The organism is Streptomyces sp. NBC_00154 (assembly GCF_026342835.1).
Taxonomy (GTDB): Bacteria; Actinomycetota; Actinomycetes; order Streptomycetales; family Streptomycetaceae; genus Streptomyces.
Map to the genome: position 1 here is coordinate 7341192 of NZ_JAPEMI010000001.1, position 18025 is coordinate 7359216.

Genomic DNA, 18025 nt, shown 5'->3' on the forward strand with positions numbered 1-18025 from the left:
GTGTCCGAGGTGTGGAATTCACCTGTGGGACATCCGGAGGGCGCCGAGGGTTGTGCTGGTGCGGGACATTACGTGCCTGGCGCAGGTCGTGCTCGGGCGGTCGGCCGATGTCCGGGCCCCTGCCTCTTCGTTCGGCCCGCCAGGTGGTGAGCGTGGGCCCGATCCGTTCCCAGCGTGCACCGGAGAGGGTGCTGGGATTCGGGCGGTGTCGCGTCATGTCTCGGCAGTACCGTCGAGCTGGCTGCGTTCCCAGGGCGCAAACGAGGTCGAGCGGGGGCGCCTTGGGATCAGACAGGAGCAAACTGACTCACTGACCAGCTTGGGCTTGACGAATCTGATTCCACAGAAGGATCAAAATGTTCAAGCGCCAGATGTTCGGCGCGCAGGCTTTCAACGACTCCGCAAGTGGACTCTCCTCGCCCCGCAATCGATGCCCGTCAGTACCGGACTGGGTACGGACATTAGGATCGGGACGTGACGATCAAGTACGAGTGGCGGGGTGACTTCGACAATGCGTCTCTCAACGCGCTGCACGCCGACGGCTTCGGTACCCCGGTCGCTCAGACCGACTGGCGAGCACGACTTGAGGACCACAGCCTCGGCTGGGTCTGCGCGTGGGAAGACGGCGCTCTGAGTGGCTTCGTCAACGTTGTCTGGGACGGCGGAGCTCACGCCTTCATCCTGGATACGGTGGTCGCCCGGCATCGCCGGTCGCGAGGGATTGGCGCCGCGCTTGTCGCAGTTGCGGCCAAGGAAGCCCGTGCCGCGAAGTGCGAGTGGCTTCACGTCGACTTCGAGGAACATCTGCGTTCGTTCTATTTCGATGCCTGTGGCTTCAGGGAGACACCGGCCGGTCTGATCGCCCTCTGACGCCATGGGCCCACTCCAGTGCCTGTCCGCATCGAGCCGGACGTCAGCTCGGACTTGTCCGGGCGATCACAGTGGAGGTTGGTCGGGGCAGTCAGGCATCATGCCGCGGTGAGTATCGTGGTCAAGTTCTTCGTGGCACCGGATGACACGTCAGCGGCTCTGGCGCTTCACGCCGGGCCCGTACGCGCATTCGAGTCCCGCTCGTTCGGCAACTTCGATCCTGAGTTGGCCGTGGTCGAGTGGGAATGCCTCCTTGCCGACAGCAGCTTCGAGGAACTTGTCCAAGCCGGCGAGCCACGTATCGTCGCTGGTCAGGATGATGGCGGGTGCGTCGTGTTCGCGATCTCGCCTCGTCTGCTCACCGCCCTCGCCGGGGCCGAGCGGTCCCGGTTGCGTGAAGTCGCCGCATCGTGGGTCAAACAGCGTTCGGAGGACGGCGAGGTAATCGAGGCTGAGATCGCCGATGAGATCGTGAGTGAACTGGCTGCCCTCGTCAGGAGTGCCAGAGGCCAGAGCCAAGGCGTCTACTGCTGGGTCGCGTAGTGATCACGAGCGTCCGCGCTGAATTGTCGTTCACCGCAATCCTGCACGCGCCTTCGGCGGCGGATGTAACCCCGGCCCTCGTCACTGTCCCACCCTCCAGTCGATGCACTCGCGCAACAGGTCGGCGTGCCCGCAGTGACGGGCATACTCCTCGATCCTGTGCACCATCAGCTCCCGGATTGTGATCTTGTCCTTACCCACACGCTCGCCCAGATCCGGGTGTTCGGCCAGCGCGGCGTCAGTCGCCGCCTGCTCACGCTCCAGATCGGAGTACGCGGCGTCGACCAGGGCCTGCTCAGCGACAGCTCCATCGAAGTCCGCGTCACGCCGGCCGTACAGCTTCGGCAGCGGATCACCGTCGCTGATCCAGTTGCGCCAGTCCCGTTCCACCTCGACGAGGTGCCGAAGCAGGCCGAGCAGCGACATCGTCGACGGGCGAACCGACCGACGGGCCAGTTGCTCGGCATCCGGATGTGCGCGGTCGTGTCATCAGTGATCGCCAGTCAAGGTACGGGAGTTCGACCGGCGATCACTTCCGTCGGTGTCGAATTCTGCACCAAGGGCCTACGTGTCGGCCCCGTAGGTCCCGTACTTCGGAAGCCCCGTCGATTCGAAGGTGTGCACCGAGAGGCCGCCCGGTGTCGTCTGATGGCTGACGAGCCGCAGGCCGGCCGGTGCTCCGCCGTCCGGGAACAGGCGTCGGCCCTGGCCCACCACGACCGGGGCGATGACGAGCCGCAATGTGTCGATCAGCCCGGCGGCCAGCAGGGACTGGGCCAGCTGAGCGCTGCCGTGGATCTGCAGTTCCCGGCCGGGCTGCCGCTTCAACTCGGCGACCTGGGTGGGGATGTCGCCGGACAGGATCGTGGTCGGGTTCCACTCGGCATTGGTCAAGCTGTGGGAGACCACGTACTTCGGCAGGCCGTTCAAGATGCCGGCGAAGGGATGGTCGGTCATCTTCGGCCAGTCCCGTGCGAAGTTCTGGTAGGTACGGCGGCCGAACAGGAATGCGTCCGCCTCGCCAAGCCAGGTGCCGACGAGCCGGTCGAACTCCTCGTCCAGGTGCGGCACGAACCAGCCACCCCGCGTGAACCCGTCGCTGGTGTCCTCGTCCGGGGACCCCGGCCCCTGGGAGACACCGTCGAGCGTCAGGAACTCCTGTACAACCAGCTTCATCGCGCACCGCTCTCTCTTCGACCTCGAGGCCGATTCAGCCGCTTCGACGGGGAGACGCGACCGTCTCCACTCCTTGGACGCCGTGGCGCACAGAAACTCATCGGTCCGAACGCTGATGACCGTGGGGGCCTGCACGAGCCCGCGCGGCTCCGTAGACAGACTCGCAGGTCGGATGACTGGCGAGAGCGCATGTGGCCTGCCCATCAGCCAGACGAGGGATGCGGGCCGGTAGACGCGGGTGTGGAGGACGCCACGATCGTTGCCGCGTCCCGTGGGCTGGAGAAATGCAGCAGCGTGGATTTCATCCGCGTCCTGTGTCTTGTCGTCTTGGCCCTTGACCTCGGCGCCGGTTCTGATGATCATCGGCCTCACCAGGCAGCTGCACGACCAATTCCGCCGCATCGTCGGAGGCGTCCGCGGCCACGCCGAACCGCTGGAAAGCAGCCTGCCGCGTCACATGCAGCATCTCGCCGCTCGCTGACCAGCTCAGGCCCGCGGTTGCGGACCTGGTGTACGAGGGCACGCTGGATGTCGTTGACGACGATGACCGGTGGTTTCGGTCTGCGAGGATGTGCCGCATGGACGTACGGAGCAGGAACCATGTGACGGTGACCGGGCGGTCCGGGGCGCCGGTGGTGATGCTGGCGCACGGGTTCGGGTGCGACCAGAACATGTGGCGCCTGGTAGTGCCGGCATTGGAGCGAGATTTCACCGTGGTTCTCTTCGACCACGTGGGCGCGGGGCGTTCGGACCTGTCGGCGTGGAGCCAGGAGCGCTATGCGACGCTCGACGGGTACGTCGACGATGTGCTGGAGATTTGCCACGAGTTGGCGCTCGGGCCGGTGATCTTCGTGGGGCATTCGGTGAGCGCAATGATGGGCGTGCTGGCCGCCGCGCGAGAGCCGGAGACGTTCGCCGGGCTGGTGCTGCTCGCCCCGTCACCGTGCTTCATCGACGATCCGGCCACTGGCTACCGGGGCGGGTTCAGTGCCGCGGACATCACTGAGCTGCTGGAATCGCTGGAGGCGAACTATCTGGGATGGTCGGGTGCGATGGCGCCGGTCATCATGGGCAACCCGGACCGGCCGGAGCTGGGGGAGGAGCTGACCAACAGTTTCTGCCGTACCGATCCGGACATCGCACGCATCTTTGCCCGGGTGACGTTCCTGTCCGACAACCGCGCGGACCTTGCCCAGGTGGGTGTTCCCACGCTGGTCGCTCAGTGCTCCAGTGACGCAATCGCGCCGCCGGAGGTGGGCGCGTTCGTCCACGCGCAGATACCCGGCAGCCGGCTCGTCACGTTGAACGCGACAGGGCACTGTCCCCAGCTTGCCGCGCCGGAGGAGACCGCTGCGGCGATCGCCGCGTTCGTGGGAGCCGTCAGGTGATGGGCAAGACCGGCGATGAGGAAGAGGGCCGGGGCCGGGAAGGGGACAGGAGGCCGGTTGGCGGGGAGGCGCAATTCTCCGCGCTGCTGGAGGACAGTGTCGAGGATCTGTACGAGCATGCCCCGTGCGGCTACCTGTCCACCCTGCTGGACGGCCAGATCGCCAAGGTCAACACCACATTGCTGGACTGGCTCGGCTACGAGCGTGGTGACCTGGTGGGTCGCAAGCACTTCTCCGACCTGCTGAGCGTCGGTGGGCGGCTCTATCACGAGACGCATTACGCGCCGCTGCTGCGCATGCAGGGTGAGATCAGCGGCATCGCCCTGGAGCTCAGGGCCGCCGACGGCTCCCGTCTTCCGGTCCTGGTCACCTCGACGGTCAAGACGGGCAGCGACGGGCAGCCGTTGCTGATCCGCACCACCGTCTTCGACGCCCGTGACCGCCGCGCTTACGAAACCGAGCTGCTGCGCGCCCGCCAGGAAGCCGAGCGGGAACGCGAACACCTCAAGCGCCTGAACGCCACCCTGCAGAAAACTCTGCTGCCGCCGGCCCTGGCGAACGTGCCCGGCTTGAACGTCGCCGCGCACTATCACATCGCTTCCGCCGATGAGGTCGGCGGCGACTTCTACGATCTCTTCCCGCTGGCCGCCGGCACCTGGGGGTTGTTCCTGGGCGACGTGTGCGGCAAAGGTGCCGCCGCCGCGGCCGTCACCTCCCTCGCCCGCTACACGCTGCGTGCCGCCGCCGTCTACGACCCGGACCCCGCAGCCGTGCTCGGCAACCTCAACACTGTCTTGAACCACGAGTACAGCGGGACTGACCCCCGGTTCTGCACCGTGATCTTCGGTCTGCTCACCCCCTACGGCGACCAGGGCGGTTTCCGCGTCACCCTGGCCAGCGGCGGACACCCCTCAGCCCTGCTGATGCGTGCCGACGGAACCGCCGACTACCTGCCCACCCCCGGCGGCCAGCTCATCGGCGTCCTGCCCGACGCTCACATCGCCACCACCACCGTCCGCCTGAACCCCGGCGACACCCTTCTGCTGCACACCGACGGCCTCACCGAAGCCCACACCGCGAGCACCGGAGCTACCGACCGCTACGGCGACGAGGCCCTCCTCGACTTCGCCCGCACCCTCGCACCCACCACCGCCACGGACACGATCGTCGCGATCCGCGACCTGCTCGACACCTTCGGCACCGGCGTGGACGACGACACCGCCGTCCTGGCCATCAACGTGCCCCGACCGACCAGTGAAGAGCAGCAGTGACCCAGCGACTGACCCTCCACACCCGCGCCACTCCCGCCGGACCTGTCATGGAACTGGTCGGGGAACTGGACCGACACACCGCCTCCGACGTCCGCACCGCGCTACTGGAGTTCGACCTACGAGCGGGGCAACAGCTCGTCCTCGATCTCGGACGCCTCACCTTCTGCGACTCCACCGGGATCACTGTCCTGCTGGCCGCCCGCAACCACGCCCTGGCCGCGAACGCGGCCATCGTCCTGGCGGCGGTCCCCGACCGCGTCAGCCGCATCTTCCGCATCGTGGGCCTGGAACAGGTTTTCCCCACGCACACCACCGCCCAGGCCGCCGAAGCCGCCTGGCGGCCGACACCGAGCTGACTCCGCACACCCAACGGCCCCCTCCCAGCCCAGGAACGACGAGACCCGCTGAGCAACCGCCGTACCTGCTGCGCGACGCCAAAGCCCGGACCAAAGACTGCCTGAGGCCCCCTCAAAGTCGCTGGAGAAGCGCACATGCAGCTCGGGGAGGACGAAGGAACGGCGCCGTGAGCGTAAGGGTTCGGCCAGTCGAAGCCTGAGCTCGGAGATGCGGAGGCCACGCGGATGCAGGTCAGGTAGCGGGTCGGCGGCTCCGTCGTGCTGTGGTGATTCGCGTCAGGCCGCGGAGCGGGGAAGGTCAATGGAACGGCTTTCCTCTATGACTCGGTAGCCGGCGCTCGTGTACAGGTTCATTGCCACCTCGTTACCGCCCCACACGGTGAACATCAGCGTCGAGTCGCCGGCTGCGAGCGTTGCCTGTTCGCCGGCTGTCATCGCGGCCCGACCGTACCCTTTGCCGCGGTGCTGCTCCTGGATGTGCAGCGAGTAGCCGTAGGTGACCCCCGGGAGGTATCCGTGCTTCAACCAGCCGGTGCCGATCTGCTCGCCCGCCGCCTCGAGCATCAGGAACGTGTTGTCGGGCGTCGCCAGGCCCTCGGGAATCAGGTTCGCGAAGTCGCGGTCGGACTTGCGCACGGCCTCCTCGGGGCTAAGGGCACCCGCCCGGACGATGTCGCCGACGTAGGCGACCTTCTCGGAGGCGAGCCACTCGGGATATTCGGCCTGTGTCATCGACCGTGCGGTGACGCCATCGAGTGATTCCGGCGGGGAACTGACGCGCCGCGCCCTTAGCTGGCCGCGGACGGAGTAACCGTCGAACAGCTCGCCGGCGGGCTCGGTGAGCCGTATGTCCACCCGGTGTGCGCCGCGCTCCGCACACCATCCCTCGGCCCAGTCTCGGGCGGCCTGCTCGTGCCCCCGGCCGGTGTGGAGCGCGTCGACGCGGAGGTCGCCGATACGGCCCGCGAGCGCGCCGTTGTCGTCAGCCACGACCACGGCGACGTACCCCACTCGGGTCCCGGCATCCGTTATCTTGGCGACGGTCCAGTCGTCGACGCCGGCGCGTACCTCATCGAGCATGCGCTCCGCCGCGGCCGCACCGAGCCCGGCCGCCGTGTACGAGGCGCGTAGCCGCCGCTCGAAGTCCTTCTGCCACTCAGTGTTGTTGCCAAGGATGCTGAATTCTGTCACTTGATCACACTAGCCACGTTGTCATGAACCTGTGCGGGTGATCTCGCGTCGATACGCTTCTGGGACTCGCGTAGTTCCCACAGTGATACCCGCAACTGGCTGACCCTTCGCCTCGACCGTCGGCCGTTCGGATCCGTCGATATCAAGCCGGGTGGACCCAACGTGGCTCCTGACCGGCCAAGATGAGCGCATGCCCAGCGAACCCCTGCAGATCCCCCTCGATCAACTCCGGCGTGCCTTCGAGCTGGCGCTGCGGCACATCGAAGCTTCAGCCGGCAGTACGGTGACACTCGAACACGACTACTTCTGGTCCGTTCCGGGAGATGAACTGTACGACGTCCACAACGAGCCGACAGCGATCACGATCGGGCAGCTCTCGGAGTCGTGGCAGCACCTTGAGGGCCTGCTCGCCCACGAGGACCGAGCCGTGGGCCACCACCTGGTCTGGCTTGCCGACGTCATGCGGGCGATCGGCCAGGACACTGCCTGCTGGCCACTACGACAGCATGTGACTGAGCGCTAAATTTGGCATCTCTGATGCCTCGCAGAAGTGGTGAGACGCCCCGGCCGCTCTCTCTCACGGGACAGTCGCGTGGGACGTTCTGGCGGAAAATTCGAATGCTTCGGTGGGCAGGACCGCGTTATGGTCATCCGCATGAACGTCACCGGCCCCAGCATCATCCCGACCGCGCGAGCGACCAGCTCGCCGGTTGCCGCCGCCTGACCTTCCCCTCCCCCGGCGACCGGAAACGGTCCGTCGGTAGTGCCGTGGCGCCCCTGGCCCCGGCCGGACGACTGAACGGTCCCGTTCTCCGGTGCCTCCCCGCTGTGACGCGAAGGAGTCACCCCATGAAGACAGAACAGCTGGTCAGTACGTTCATCGAGTACTTCGAAGAGCGCGCCCATCGCCGGATCGTCGGCTCGACGCTGCTGCCACCGCCCGGCGACCCCGTACTGTTCACCACCTCCGGCATGCACCCGCTCACTCCATACCTGGAGGGCCGCTCCCATCCGCTGGGCAGGCGGCTGGTCAACGTGCAGCGGTGTCTGCGCACCACGGACCTGGAGGAGGTCGGCGACACCACTCACCTGACAGTCTTCGAGATGCTCGGTACCTGGTCGCTGGGCGACTACGAAGGCCCGCTCAGTCTCGACTGGGGATACGGGTTGCTCACCGAGGGACTGGGTATCGATCCTGGCCTGCTGCATGCCACCGTCCATGCCGGTGACAGTCAGACCGGGCCCGACACCGCTTCCCTTCAGCTGTGGCAGGACCGCGGCGTCCCCGTTGAACTCACCGTGGAGGACAACTGGTGGTCCAACGGACCTGTCGGACCGTGTGGTCCTGACTCGGAGATCTTCCTGTGGAGCGGTGACTGCCCACCCCAGTCAACCCCCACCCGCGACGACCGCTGGGTGGAGGTGTGGAACCACGTGATGATGACCCACCGCCGGCTCGACGACGGTTCCTTCGTGCCTCTACCCCAGCGCAATGTCGACACCGGACTCGGCCTGGAGCGGCTGTCCTCACTGCTCCAGGGCAAGCCGTCCGTGTTCGAGTGCGACGTCTTCGACCCTTGGCGCCGCCTCGTGCCGCCCCTGTGGCCCCTGGAGGAGCCCTCACTGCGTCTGGTCTGCGACCACCTGCGCTCGGCCATCGTGGTGCTCGGCGACGGCGTGCGCCCGGCCAACACCGGACGGGGCTACGTGCTGCGCCGCCTGGTACGGCGGGTGCTGACCGTGCTCTGGCGGGACGAGCCCTCACGTGGTGTCGAAGACCTGCCGGAAGAACTGGTCCAGCACACCCTGGACCACTTCCGGCAGGACATGCGCCCAGGCGACGTACTACGGATGTTGCTCGAGGAGGAGCGCCGGTTCCGTCGGCTCCTGGAGCGCGGTCGGCAGGTGCTTGCCCGACCCCGGTTCCAAGGCCGGCTGACCGAGGAGGACTTCCACTACCTCCACGACACCCATGGTCTGCCACGTGAGCTGGTCACGAGCCTGCGGCAGGAGTGAGGCCTGCGGGGGCGACGCGCTTCGCCGGGTGGGCAACGACGACCTTACGGCCGTGCCTTCGCATCCGAGATCGTGGTCGGCGCCGACGACCACCGCAGGGTCGTGCGCCGTGCCGTCGCCCCCCGGCCACGCGGACGCCTCGTTCGCCGGGTACGTCATGTGGCTCGGCCTGGTCGAGGAAGCCGTCATCGCAGGACGATACCGCTGGCCGCGCGGCGTCGACAAATGGCCCTTCGCCCCGGGGCCTGCCAGATCGGCTTCGCCTGATATGACGCCAGCCGCAACGACCTCCGGCGCGAGGCGGGCTGCGTCGTCGTCGACGACGTCATCCGTCATACCCTCGCCGCCACCGACGTACCGGACGTCACACTCCGCGAACTCGCCGCCAGAGCAGGCGACTGGTGGCAGCATGCCTGGCGCCACGTCATCGTGGACTGTCTCGAACGGCGCGCTGTGCTCGGCACCCCGATTGCCGAGCACGTTCCCGACCGGCTCGTCAACCGATGCCTCGCCTTCGTCGGTGACGCCGCACACGTGCCTACCTTCGATGACCGGCTCCGGCTGCAGCATGTCTCTGGAGGACGCCGAGGCCATCGCTGGTGCTGGCGCGTCCGGTGTCCCCGAGCTGGAGATGGAGCGGGCACTCGAGCGGTACGACCGCATGCGACCGATCAGAGTCCGTTGATCCGTTCCCCAACTGGAAGATACGGATTGGGAATTGGCCAATCCGTATCTGCCGATCGGTGAGTTCAGCCTGTGCCCCGCACGGCTCCGACAGCAGTTCGAGGGCGTGATCTGGCGGGTCAGCGGGGCAGGGAGGACGGCGGCGGCCGTCGTGGTGACGGGCGCGGATCTTCTGGGCCTCGCGGGTCACCAGAGGCCGTGGTGGACCAGACCCAGAGCCAGGGCGGCCGCCGCGGTGGAGAGGAACACGATGCCGCCTACGATGTCGCGGGAGCCCACCCGCAGGTGGGCGATGATTGCGCCGATGAAGTACAGCACGAGGCCGGAGGCGGCCAGGGTCCCCAGGAGCGGCACGGCGAACCCGGCCAGCAGCCCCACGGTGCCCGCTGCCAGCAGCATGCCCAGCACCGGTACCCACTTGCGGGGGATGCCCTTCATGTCCGCCTGGGTCTTGGGGTATTCGTGGCCGATCAGGTAGGTGACGGCGGCGGCACCGTTGAAGACCGCGCCGATGATGGTGACCGTGACGTAGGCGGCGAACACGATTTCTCCGTTTCTGTGCGGAATTGCATTGCTGGGCACTCCGTCGCGGGATGCCGTTCTCCTGATGACGAGCCAGCGACTCGATTTGTGACATCAGTTGGCAGCCGGGCGTGCCAGTGGTCTCGAACGCCATCCAGGAGGGCGCGCAGGCCCTCAGCGTGCTCCGTGCGGCGGCAGAGGATGCAGTCGACGGCACGCCGGAGGAGAGGCGGTACTTCTTGGAGCACGGTCAGTACGAGATGACCGCCTGGCCTGCTGGGGGTGCGCGCGACAACCGGCGAAACCCGCCCGAGCCAGCGCGGGGAGAGATGTGGGCATGGAGACGCTGGTGGAAGAGGCTGTCATTGATTACGGCGCTCAGTCACATCCCCTGCGGCTGAGCACGCTGGTTGGCCTTACGTTCCTGGGACGGGACGGTCGAGCCCTTCGTGCGGTTGGGCCGCCCAGGGGTGCTGGGTGCGGCTTTCACCTGGCTGCCATCCGTGGCTGCCGTGGCTTGGCCGCCCGGCGCCCCACGAGGACGAGGCCGCCACATTGTTCACGAGCAGCAGCATGCTGTGGTTTGCACCTGGCGGGCAGACGCTTGACGTGGCGGGACTGAGCGTCCGCCCTGTTGGCAAGAAGTGCGGCTGGTTCGCGCGTGCTGGACCGTGCCGTGCATGGGGCCGGTCACGGCCCGGACAGGCCGAGCAGGTCTGCCGCATTGGTGTCGAGGATCATCGAGACCTCCTCCGGGGCGAGCCCTGAGTTAACGATGTAGTCCACGGCCCGCAGGAAGACCTCTCCGTCCTCGTACGGAAAATCCGTGCCGAGTACGAGGCGGTCTGCCCCGAATGATGCCGCGGCGGCGACGAGCGCCGGCGAATGCACGTGGCTGACCGTGTCGTACCACAGGCGGCCGACGGCGATCGATGGCAGCTCGGGCGTCTCAGGGGACTCGAACGCCGGATGGTCGTCAAGCCGGCGCGGCAGCAAAGGCAGCGCCCCGCCAAGGTGCGTAGGCCAGGATGCGCATAGCGTGACAGGCGAAGCGCTGGTCGTTCGCTCCGTGATTCCGAGGGTGGCTTGCCCACGGTGTCGGCGCCCTGGCCGGAGCCGAACGAACCCGCCCGCCGGTTGGTCGTTCTCCCGGCCCCGGTGCGCCGCGGATATGCCGGGGTGGGCCAGGAAATCCCTGGCCCACCCCGGCCTTGCGCTTGAGGGGCTCGTGTCAGAGGCGAGGGGCGTCGTAATATTCACCGACCGCTTCGTGATAGCCCGGGTCGCCGAGGTGCTTGTCCTTGTCGAACTCGGGTGAGTCCTTGATCTCTGCCTTGGTACGCGAGACGTGGATCTTCTTCTCCGAGGCGTCGATGAGGGTGATGGTTCCGGCAGGCAGCAGTACGTGCTTACCGAAGATCCAGACGCCGGTGTCGACCACGATGCAGGAGGAGCCAACCTCATCGGAGTGCTTGTCGACCTTGCCGATGCTTCCGTCGGTCGCCTCGACCTTGTAACCGGTCAGGTTCGTGCCGACGGTGTAGCCCGTGGTCGGCTGGTATCCCCAGATGTCGCTCATGCGTAGCTCCTTCATTGCGTGCAGGTTGAGAGAAATCTGTAATTCGCCGTCGATCAGACGCGGCGCTTCCCTCTCGAACATTCGCGTGCCCACCCTCGGAGATCTCACACGGTCGGATCCACCCGCCCACAGGCATCCCTTGCCGTGGCGGCAGCTGGCCAGTCCTTCGTCGCTGGTCAGCGCCTCGCGCTCCGTCGGTGCGGATCCCAGGAATTGGTTGGGGACGCTGGGGCGGAGGTCTGCGAGTCGGGGGTTCCGTACTGCTTCTGTGCTCAGTCACAACAAGTGGCTACCTGCGCCGAAGCGGGATCCGCTGCACGATCCCGGACAATGCCGATCACGTCCAGCTTCACGCCGGTGCAGATGGTGCTGAACCAACGCGGCCTCCACGTCTACTGACGGCTCGCTGTCTCCTGCCCCGCAACCGGTGAAACCTGTCCGGGGCCGGCCGCGTCGCAAGGGCAAGACAGCCTGCCACACCGTTCTTTCAGGAGGTCGAAATGCGTATAACGGCATCGCGCTCCATCAACCTGCTTGCTGTGGCGGCCTTGTTCGCCGTATGTCTGGGGACTGTCTCCGGTTGCGGTAGCGAGAAGGAAGCCGACAGCCGCGCGGATGTGGCGACAGACCGTGCCCGGCAGGTCGCCGCAGCCTGGGACGGTTCAACCGCAGCTGCCGCGTGGCGTGCTGGCTACTACCCCATGGGGGAGACGGTGCAGCTGCCGCGGGGCGGCCTGCGCAGCCAGGCCGATAAGCAGGCCTACGAAGACCAAAGTTTCGTTCTGCGAGGCAAGTTGCCCGACACCTGGCCGAAGGACGGCCAGGTGACTTGGGCCGGGAGTGGATCGGTCACACGGTCGCTGGTGGGGGCGGATAGGTCGTACAAGACCCTGGCTGGTGCCCGCGTCAACGGAAAATCACACCTGACTGTGACCGGGGCGAAGCTGGGTGAGATGAGCGTGGCCACCAGCCGTGGGCCGGCGACGGTCCCAGCCTGGTTCTTCACCTTGGATGGCTATGCCTCCCCCCTCAAGCGGGCCGCTGCCGTCCCGTCGAAACTTCCCCGGCCGCCTATCAGGCCGGCCCGTGGCATCCCCGGTTATCCGGTCAACCGGCCGGTCCAGATTGCCGCAGACGGGCGATCGGTGACCGTGGTCGCCCTGCATGGTGTCTGCGACGACGGCCCCGTGGTGGATGTGCTGGAGACACGCGGCAGCGTAGTGCTGTCTGCCTCTGTCAAGTACCTGAAGGACGACGGCGACTGCACCAAGCAGGCGAGGATGCAGCAGGTAACGGTGAAGCTGGAACGACCCGTGGGCGACCGCGTTCTGCTCGACGCGCCCACCGGCCAGCCGGTCCGCTACAAGGGACCGCACGGGACCTCGGCGACTTGGAGCTGAGTTTGTCCACTCCTGTTCCCCTCCCTCGCCGACTGGCTTGACGAACGCCACCGCTGCTGGCCGGCCGCGATCAACCCTCGCCCTTCGAGGAGTTGAAGCAGCGGCGGCGGGTTGTCTCGAGCAGTGGCGCGGGCGGCCGTGCGAACCGACGAACTCGCCATCGCCTACCAGGCCGCGCTCCACCTCGCAGCCGTCCTCATCCGGACTCGGCGGCTGAGCAATACGGGATCCCCGAAAGGCTCGTCAGGCCAACGCATGGATAACGAGCGGTTCTGCTCTTCGTCAAAGGTGTCGGCCAGGACCTGGGCCTCCTGGCGGTTCCCTTCGAAGAGCCCCCGCTGGTCGGCGTGCACGACCAGGACGTCGTGACTGTCGATCACCTCCGAAATGCCGCGGGTCTCGATAGTGTCCGACCACGCGTTGAGGTTCCGGCATTGCTTGTCGCGGGGAGCCTCCAGGCTCCTTCCCGGGACGCCGGGGCGGGCCCCTCGCAGGATGATCTTTCCGTCCTGCGAGGGGCCCGACCACGTTCGCGGCTCCTTCGGGTCACTGAGCGGTTCTTTTTGAGGCGCTTTCGATCAGGTGGGTGACGGCACCGGGGTTGGTGAGCTGAGCGCCGTGCGGCGCGTCGATCTCCACCGTGTGTGCGTGAGCGCGGTCGGCCATGAAGCGTTCTGCGGCGGTCGGGATGGCGTGGTCGTTCTTGGCGACGAGGTACCAGGACGGGATGGTCTTCCAGGCCGGCGCGCCGGAGGGCTCGCCCAGGGCCTGGGCGGCGATCGGTCGCTGCGTGGCGGCGAGTGCGGCGGCGTCACGCGTCGTGCCATGGCCGCTCAGGAAGACATCGCTGAACTTGTTGGGCTTCAGGTAGAGGTCGACACCGGGCGAGCCGTCGGCCTGGGCGAAGGGAACGGAGCTGAGGGCGGTGGGGACCGGGGCAGCGGGGTCGTCCGTGAGGTGGCTACCGGGGAACCTCGCGCTCAGGGCGCCGATGTTCTCGCCCTGGTCGGGGGCGAAGGCGGCGATGTAGACCAGGGACTTGACGTTGGGGTTGTCGGTGGCTGCGTTGGTGATGACCGCCCCGCCATAGGAGTGGCCGACCAGAATGATGGGGCCGCTGATGCTCTTGAGGTAGGCGGCGAGGTAGGAGGAGTCGGCGGACAGGCTGCGCAGCGGGTTCGCCGGGGCCACGACCGGATAGCCGTCCTTCTGCAAGCGCTTGACCACGCTGCTCCAGCCAGAGGCGTCCGCCCAGGCACCGTGCACCAGCACCACGGTCGGCTTGGGCGCGTCCGAGGCTACGGGGACGGCGGAAGCGGTGGGGAGAAATACTGCGGTCAATCCGAGGCCGGCGGCGGTCAGGGCGGCGGAGATCAGCAAGCGGGGGCGGGACATCGGAAACTCCAGGGGGTGAGGTCGGCGCTGGGCGCCGGAAGGGGGGAGAGGGGGTGTGTCAGGTGTGGGCCTGACGGCGGTCGGCGGCCCAGGAGAGTGCGTAGTCGGCGACCTCCTCCCAGCCGTCCTGCCCCACGGTGTAGTGGGAGCGGTCGGGGAACTCCCGGTAATCGGTGATGGCAGTGGACCTGCGGTAGAGGCGGGCATTCGCCTTGTTCACCTTGGGCGGGACGACGTGGTCGGCTCCTCCGGCGATGAACAGCAGCGGCGCGCGGTTGCTGTTGCGGAAGTCGACTCGGCTGATCGCGCGGGGGTTGAAGTTGGCGAAGGCGCCCTGGAAGAGGACACGTGCCGAACCCGGAATGTGGTGCCGGTCGTAGACCGCCTGTGATGCGGCGCTGTCCAGGGTGTTGGTAAAGGCATAGTGGAACTGGCGCGGGGTCAGTCCCACCGCCTTGTTCTTGTTGGCGGGGTTGCGCAGCAGTGGCCAGGCAGATCTCAGCGTGGACAGCGGCAGCGGCAGCACGCCCTTGACCGGGGCGGAATCGATGGCCACGCCCGCGCAGCCCAGTCCCCGGTCGAGCAGTATCTGCACGATCGCGCCGCCGAAGGAATGGCCCATGAGGATCGGGGGCTCGTCCAGGCGGAGGATGAACCGCTCGTAGTGCTCGACGATCTCGCCCAGCCCGATACCCGCAATCGTGGACGGGTCTCGCCGGAGCTTCTCGACGTCGCCTCCCACTCCTGGCCAGCCCGGGGCGAAGACATGGTGGCCCGAGGCGGTATAGCGGTCGATCCACTGCTCCCAACTGCGCGGAGTCATCCACAAACCGTGGATGAGGACAACGGTGCCGGTCTGCGGCTTGGCTTGAGGGGTCACGGTTCCTCATACGGGATAGAACGTTCTGTCTCTCTGGACGCTAAGGGGGTCTCGGTCAATCTGTCAACAGGGAGAAGGAACGTTCTGGCCTCGTGGATGAATGTCACGTGCCGGCGCTCGGGTCGTGCCCGCCGGGGGCGTGAACCGAGGGCGCGCAGACGCGACGACGACTACGAAGCGTGGATCCGCGCGCAGGTCAGCAGGCGGCGGTCATCAGAGCCTCGGTGCCGCGGGCCAGCGTGTGACGGGCCGCCTCGGGGTCGCCGAGGTAGCCGGCGACCATGGCGCCGTCGCGCAGGGCGACCATGACGTCGGCTGCCTGCTCGGGCTCCGGATGACCGTCGGCCCCGAACGCCTCGATGAGGGCCTGGCGGAACCACGCCCGATGAGTAAGGACGGCCTGATGAACCGGGCTGTCCGGGGCGGGGTACTCCGCGGCCGCGTTGATGAAGGGGCAGCCGCGGAACCCCGGGCTGCACACTTCCTGGCCGATCCCGTCCACGAGCAGCATGAGGAGATCGCGGGGCTCGGCGGCCTGCCGGGCGCCAGCTGCGAGGCTTGCCCGGATGGTCTCGTCCCTGGCGGACAGGTACGCGGTGACCAGGTCCTCCTTGCCCGGGAAATGGCGGTAGAACGTAGCACGGGTGACCTGCGCCTCCGCGATCACCCGGTCGACACCCACCGCGCGGATGCCTTCGATGTAGAACAGCCGCTCTGCCGTGGCCAGGAGGCGATCACGTGCCTCGGACGGCCGCGTAGGCCCATTCATGGCAGATCGCGTCGCAGACATGCCTCAAGCATATAGAACGGTTCGTCCACCACCTGAGGCGTTGGCGCAGATGGTTCATGCGCGGCAATGCGGCGGCGGCGGCCCTCGCGATCCGAGGCGCAAAAACCCGCAGGGTCGCGCCCACCACGACGGGCGGAGCGCCGTGGCGACCAGATCGCCGGGCCTGCTTCGGTAGTCGAGGGCGTGAGCTGCCCCCGGTTCGCCCGATCCCTGTCAGGTGGTCTTGATCTGGCCTCCATCAATGACGAATTCGGCACCGGTGATGTTGCCGGCACGCGGAGAGGCCAGGAAGACAACAAGGTCGGCCACCTCCTGGGGTTCGGTGATCCGTCCGGTGGAGATTCCTATCTGCTGGGGCACGACCTCGTCCAAGGCCTCCTTCGCCGTCCCGCCCGTGCCGGCCGCGACGGTATCGGCGAAGGCGCCGGGGGCTGTCCAGAACGGGGTACGTACGGGGCCGGGAGCGACGGCGTTGACGCGGACACCGCGAGGGGCGAACTCCTCCGACAAAGCCTTGGTGAGATTGCTCAGGGCGGCTTTGGCTGCCGAGTAGTCCACCACCATGGGGAAGGGCAGTCGGGCGTTGATGGAGCTGATGTTGACGATCGCCCCTTCGCCGTGAGCCAGCAAGTGCGGCAACGACGCGCGGCTGGCGCGCACCGCACTCAAGAACGTCATATTGAGCGCACGTTCCCATGCTGCGTCATCGACATCGAGAAAGCTTGAGCGTGGGCTGGTGGCGCCAACGTTGTTGACCAGCACGTCGATCCTGCCGTGCCGGGCAGCCGCCTCCTGGATCAGCGCGGCCGCAGCATCGGCATCGGCCAGATCGACCGGATGAAAGGCGACGTCGAACCGCTCGCGCAAGGCAGCCAGTTCAGGTGTTTCCGTGCGGCTGCCAACAACGACGCGCGCGCCCTCACGGCCGAATGCCTCGGCGACGGCCAGGCCGATGCCCTTGCTGCCTCCAGTGACGACGGCGACCTTTTCCGTGAGGTTCAGCTCCACAGGATTCTCCTCCGCGGCATACATTCAGCACGACAAAGCAACCCAAACCGGGCGCTTTGAGTGAGTATCGGGCCTAGGTTCGGCACAGGTGCCCATCGCCACGCGGCGGCCGCTGAGGACTGCTGCGCATCAGCGCCCGAGCCAGGGACTTCCCGTGCCGAGCACCTCGCCCGGCACGCCGCCGAGCCCCGGGCAGCCGAGTGCGGCGAGACCGAGATGCGCTTCGGGTACGGGCCGCCGGACCCGGCGGGTTCGAGACCGCCGGCGGCAACCGACAGCACCCTGGACTGGACCGCATCGTGCGTGACACCGCCTGGCTGCCTTCATGCGCCAGGACCGGAGTCGTCCGCTCGCCGGGATGTGTGACTCCGCTCGATGCCCGCAGGCCACCCGCCACCCCTGCCACCGGCCCGTCCGGGCGCCGGCCGCCGCCGGCAGCAAGGTCTTCATCGGCAAGATCGGCCGGTCCGAGAAAGCCGAGAAGGCGCGACTCACAGCCGAGGCCGAGCGGGCCGACCACGTCGTCGCCGCAGTCAGCGTTTGACCAGGCAGAAGGGATGCCCAGCCGGATCAGTGAGGACCCGCGCCTTGGCCTCATCATGAGGCTGGTGATCCGGCTTGCCCGCGCCCAGCTCCAGCAGCTGGGCCTCGGCCTCGTCCAGGTCGTCCCCGACGTTGAAGCAGATGTGAAGTTGCTGGGGAACGGTTTGGTCGGGCCAGCTCGGAGCTCGGTAGTCGTCGACCCTTTGAAAGCCGAGGAGAAGTCCGTCCTCACGGTTGAGACCGGCGAAGTCGGCGTCGGACTTCGGGTGAGGTTCGAGGCCGGTGGCCTGCTGATAGAACGCCGCCAGAGCCAGCGGGTCAGGGCAATCCAGTGTTATTGCGCCCAACTTCATCTGCAGAGGCATGGCATCTCCGGGCCGATCGGTGGATGTTCCCGATGCCACCCTAGAGGA

21 protein-coding genes and 2 pseudogenes are annotated in these 18025 nt (G+C 67.3%); 11 read left to right on the top strand and 12 right to left on the bottom strand.

Going from position 1 to position 18025, the window contains the following annotated elements:
* Window positions 1–79: 79 nt before the first annotated feature.
* Window positions 80–217, bottom strand: a pseudogene (locus tag OHA03_RS32895) (IS5/IS1182 family transposase); the annotation flags it as partial.
* A 257-nt stretch (window positions 218–474) separates the two neighbouring features.
* On the opposite strand from OHA03_RS32895, the gene OHA03_RS32900 reads away from it, so the two are divergent.
* Window positions 475–870, top strand: coding sequence for a GNAT family N-acetyltransferase (locus tag OHA03_RS32900; protein WP_267007325.1), 396 nt, complete (start codon window positions 475–477; stop codon window positions 868–870).
* A 108-nt stretch (window positions 871–978) separates the two neighbouring features.
* Window positions 979–1413 carry a hypothetical protein gene (locus OHA03_RS32905; RefSeq protein WP_267007326.1) on the top strand — a complete coding sequence of 145 codons (435 nt, stop codon included), beginning with the start codon at window positions 979–981 and terminating at the stop codon, window positions 1411–1413.
* An 81-nt stretch (window positions 1414–1494) separates the two neighbouring features.
* Here OHA03_RS32905 and OHA03_RS32910 read toward each other — a convergent pair.
* Both OHA03_RS32910 and OHA03_RS32915 read right to left on the bottom strand, forming a co-directional pair.
* Window positions 1495–1881: pseudogene (locus OHA03_RS32910) on the bottom strand (DUF664 domain-containing protein); the annotation flags it as partial.
* Window positions 1882–1977: 96 nt separating this feature from the next.
* The gene (locus OHA03_RS32915; RefSeq protein WP_267007327.1) at window positions 1978–2589 is read right to left on the bottom strand and encodes a dihydrofolate reductase family protein; all 612 of its coding nucleotides are present in this window, start codon (window positions 2587–2589) and stop codon (window positions 1978–1980) included.
* A gap of 334 nt (window positions 2590–2923) precedes the next feature.
* On the opposite strand from OHA03_RS32915, the gene OHA03_RS32920 reads away from it, so the two are divergent.
* The 4 genes from OHA03_RS32920 to OHA03_RS32935 all read left to right on the top strand — a co-directional run bounded on the left by OHA03_RS32920 (window position 2924) and on the right by OHA03_RS32935 (window position 5604).
* Window positions 2924–3070 (top strand): hypothetical protein, encoded by a 147-nt coding sequence (locus OHA03_RS32920; protein WP_267007328.1) that lies wholly within the window; start codon window positions 2924–2926, stop codon window positions 3068–3070.
* A gap of 97 nt (window positions 3071–3167) precedes the next feature.
* The gene (locus tag OHA03_RS32925) at window positions 3168–3977 is read left to right on the top strand and encodes an alpha/beta fold hydrolase (RefSeq protein WP_267007329.1); all 810 of its coding nucleotides are present in this window, start codon (window positions 3168–3170) and stop codon (window positions 3975–3977) included.
* On the top strand, window positions 3977–5248 hold the full coding sequence (locus OHA03_RS32930; protein ID WP_267008251.1) for a PP2C family protein-serine/threonine phosphatase: 1272 nt from the start codon (window positions 3977–3979) through the stop codon (window positions 5246–5248). Before OHA03_RS32925 ends, OHA03_RS32930 begins: the two co-directional genes overlap by 1 nt.
* A complete protein-coding gene (locus OHA03_RS32935; protein WP_267007330.1) occupies window positions 5245–5604 on the top strand; it encodes an STAS domain-containing protein in 360 nt (119 codons plus the stop codon). Before OHA03_RS32930 ends, OHA03_RS32935 begins: the two co-directional genes overlap by 4 nt.
* Window positions 5605–5880: 276 nt before the next feature.
* Here the strand turns inward: OHA03_RS32935 and OHA03_RS32940 are convergent, their stop codons facing one another.
* Entirely contained in the window at window positions 5881–6795 is a 915-nt protein-coding gene (locus OHA03_RS32940; protein ID WP_267007331.1) for an N-acetyltransferase, read from the bottom strand.
* A gap of 190 nt (window positions 6796–6985) precedes the next feature.
* Between OHA03_RS32940 and OHA03_RS32945 the strand changes: the two genes are divergently transcribed.
* Together OHA03_RS32945 and OHA03_RS32950 are read left to right on the top strand one after the other, a co-directional pair.
* Window positions 6986–7318: a hypothetical protein gene (locus OHA03_RS32945; protein ID WP_267007332.1), complete on the top strand. Its 333-nt coding sequence runs from the start codon at window positions 6986–6988 to the stop codon at window positions 7316–7318.
* A gap of 326 nt (window positions 7319–7644) precedes the next feature.
* Window positions 7645–8811: an alanine--tRNA ligase-related protein gene (locus OHA03_RS32950; RefSeq protein WP_267007333.1), complete on the top strand. Its 1167-nt coding sequence runs from the start codon at window positions 7645–7647 to the stop codon at window positions 8809–8811.
* A gap of 870 nt (window positions 8812–9681) precedes the next feature.
* Here the strand turns inward: OHA03_RS32950 and OHA03_RS32955 are convergent.
* A complete protein-coding gene (locus OHA03_RS32955) occupies window positions 9682–10038 on the bottom strand; it encodes a DoxX family protein (protein ID WP_267007334.1) in 357 nt (118 codons plus the stop codon).
* Window positions 10039–10196: 158 nt separating this feature from the next.
* Between OHA03_RS32955 and OHA03_RS32960 the strand changes: the two genes are divergently transcribed.
* Entirely contained in the window at window positions 10197–10418 is a 222-nt protein-coding gene (locus tag OHA03_RS32960; protein ID WP_267008252.1) for an ALF repeat-containing protein, read from the top strand.
* A gap of 289 nt (window positions 10419–10707) precedes the next feature.
* Here OHA03_RS32960 and OHA03_RS32965 read toward each other — a convergent pair whose 3' ends face one another.
* A complete protein-coding gene (locus OHA03_RS32965; protein ID WP_267007335.1) occupies window positions 10708–11277 on the bottom strand; it encodes an amidohydrolase family protein in 570 nt (189 codons plus the stop codon).
* Entirely contained in the window at window positions 11249–11596 is a 348-nt protein-coding gene (locus tag OHA03_RS32970; RefSeq protein ID WP_267007336.1) for a PRC-barrel domain containing protein, read from the bottom strand. Before OHA03_RS32970 ends, OHA03_RS32965 begins: the two co-directional genes overlap by 29 nt.
* A gap of 500 nt (window positions 11597–12096) precedes the next feature.
* Here OHA03_RS32970 and OHA03_RS32975 point away from each other — a divergent pair, with 500 nt between their 5' ends.
* Window positions 12097–12996 carry a hypothetical protein gene (locus tag OHA03_RS32975; protein ID WP_267007337.1) on the top strand — a complete coding sequence of 300 codons (900 nt, stop codon included), beginning with the start codon at window positions 12097–12099 and terminating at the stop codon, window positions 12994–12996.
* Between the two features lie 546 nt (window positions 12997–13542).
* On the opposite strand, the gene OHA03_RS32980 is transcribed toward OHA03_RS32975, so the two are convergent.
* The 4 genes from OHA03_RS32980 to OHA03_RS32995 form a co-directional block, all read right to left on the bottom strand.
* Window positions 13543–14391, bottom strand: a complete 849-nt coding sequence (locus tag OHA03_RS32980; protein ID WP_267007338.1) for an alpha/beta fold hydrolase — start codon at window positions 14389–14391, stop codon at window positions 13543–13545.
* Window positions 14392–14449: 58 nt separating this feature from the next.
* A complete protein-coding gene (locus OHA03_RS32985; RefSeq protein WP_267007339.1) occupies window positions 14450–15271 on the bottom strand; it encodes an alpha/beta hydrolase in 822 nt (273 codons plus the stop codon).
* Between the two features lie 196 nt (window positions 15272–15467).
* Window positions 15468–16061 carry a TetR/AcrR family transcriptional regulator gene (locus OHA03_RS32990; RefSeq protein ID WP_267007340.1) on the bottom strand — a complete coding sequence of 198 codons (594 nt, stop codon included), beginning with the start codon at window positions 16059–16061 and terminating at the stop codon, window positions 15468–15470.
* Between the two features lie 213 nt (window positions 16062–16274).
* The gene (locus OHA03_RS32995; protein WP_267007341.1) at window positions 16275–17069 is read right to left on the bottom strand and encodes an oxidoreductase; all 795 of its coding nucleotides are present in this window, start codon (window positions 17067–17069) and stop codon (window positions 16275–16277) included.
* Window positions 17070–17427: 358 nt separating this feature from the next.
* Between OHA03_RS32995 and OHA03_RS33000 the strand changes: the two genes are divergently transcribed.
* Window positions 17428–17613, top strand: a complete 186-nt coding sequence (locus OHA03_RS33000; protein ID WP_267007342.1) for a hypothetical protein — start codon at window positions 17428–17430, stop codon at window positions 17611–17613.
* On the opposite strand, the gene OHA03_RS33005 is transcribed toward OHA03_RS33000, so the two are convergent.
* Window positions 17603–17977: a VOC family protein gene (locus OHA03_RS33005; RefSeq protein WP_267007343.1), complete on the bottom strand. Its 375-nt coding sequence runs from the start codon at window positions 17975–17977 to the stop codon at window positions 17603–17605. The genes OHA03_RS33000 and OHA03_RS33005 overlap by 11 nt on opposite strands.
* Between the last annotated feature and the right edge of the window lie 48 nt (window positions 17978–18025).

What these genes read in the sequence shown, in the direction of transcription:
- OHA03_RS32915 (WP_267007327.1), bottom strand. Translation starts at nt 2,589, where the DNA reads ATGAAGCTGGTTGTACAGGAGTTCCTGACGCTCGACGGTGTCTCCCAG.
- OHA03_RS32925 (WP_267007329.1), top strand. Translation starts at nt 3,168, where the DNA reads ATGGACGTACGGAGCAGGAACCATGTGACGGTGACCGGGCGGTCCGGG.
- OHA03_RS32930 (WP_267008251.1), top strand. Translation starts at nt 3,977, where the DNA reads ATGGGCAAGACCGGCGATGAGGAAGAGGGCCGGGGCCGGGAAGGGGAC.
- OHA03_RS32945 (WP_267007332.1), top strand. Translation starts at nt 6,986, where the DNA reads ATGCCCAGCGAACCCCTGCAGATCCCCCTCGATCAACTCCGGCGTGCC.
- OHA03_RS32950 (WP_267007333.1), top strand. Translation starts at nt 7,645, where the DNA reads ATGAAGACAGAACAGCTGGTCAGTACGTTCATCGAGTACTTCGAAGAG.
- OHA03_RS32970 (WP_267007336.1), bottom strand. Translation starts at nt 11,596, where the DNA reads ATGAGCGACATCTGGGGATACCAGCCGACCACGGGCTACACCGTCGGC.
- OHA03_RS32975 (WP_267007337.1), top strand. Translation starts at nt 12,097, where the DNA reads ATGCGTATAACGGCATCGCGCTCCATCAACCTGCTTGCTGTGGCGGCC.
- OHA03_RS32980 (WP_267007338.1), bottom strand. Translation starts at nt 14,391, where the DNA reads ATGTCCCGCCCCCGCTTGCTGATCTCCGCCGCCCTGACCGCCGCCGGC.
- OHA03_RS32990 (WP_267007340.1), bottom strand. Translation starts at nt 16,061, where the DNA reads ATGTCTGCGACGCGATCTGCCATGAATGGGCCTACGCGGCCGTCCGAG.
- OHA03_RS33000 (WP_267007342.1), top strand. Translation starts at nt 17,428, where the DNA reads ATGTGTGACTCCGCTCGATGCCCGCAGGCCACCCGCCACCCCTGCCAC.
- OHA03_RS33005 (WP_267007343.1), bottom strand. Translation starts at nt 17,977, where the DNA reads ATGCCTCTGCAGATGAAGTTGGGCGCAATAACACTGGATTGCCCTGAC.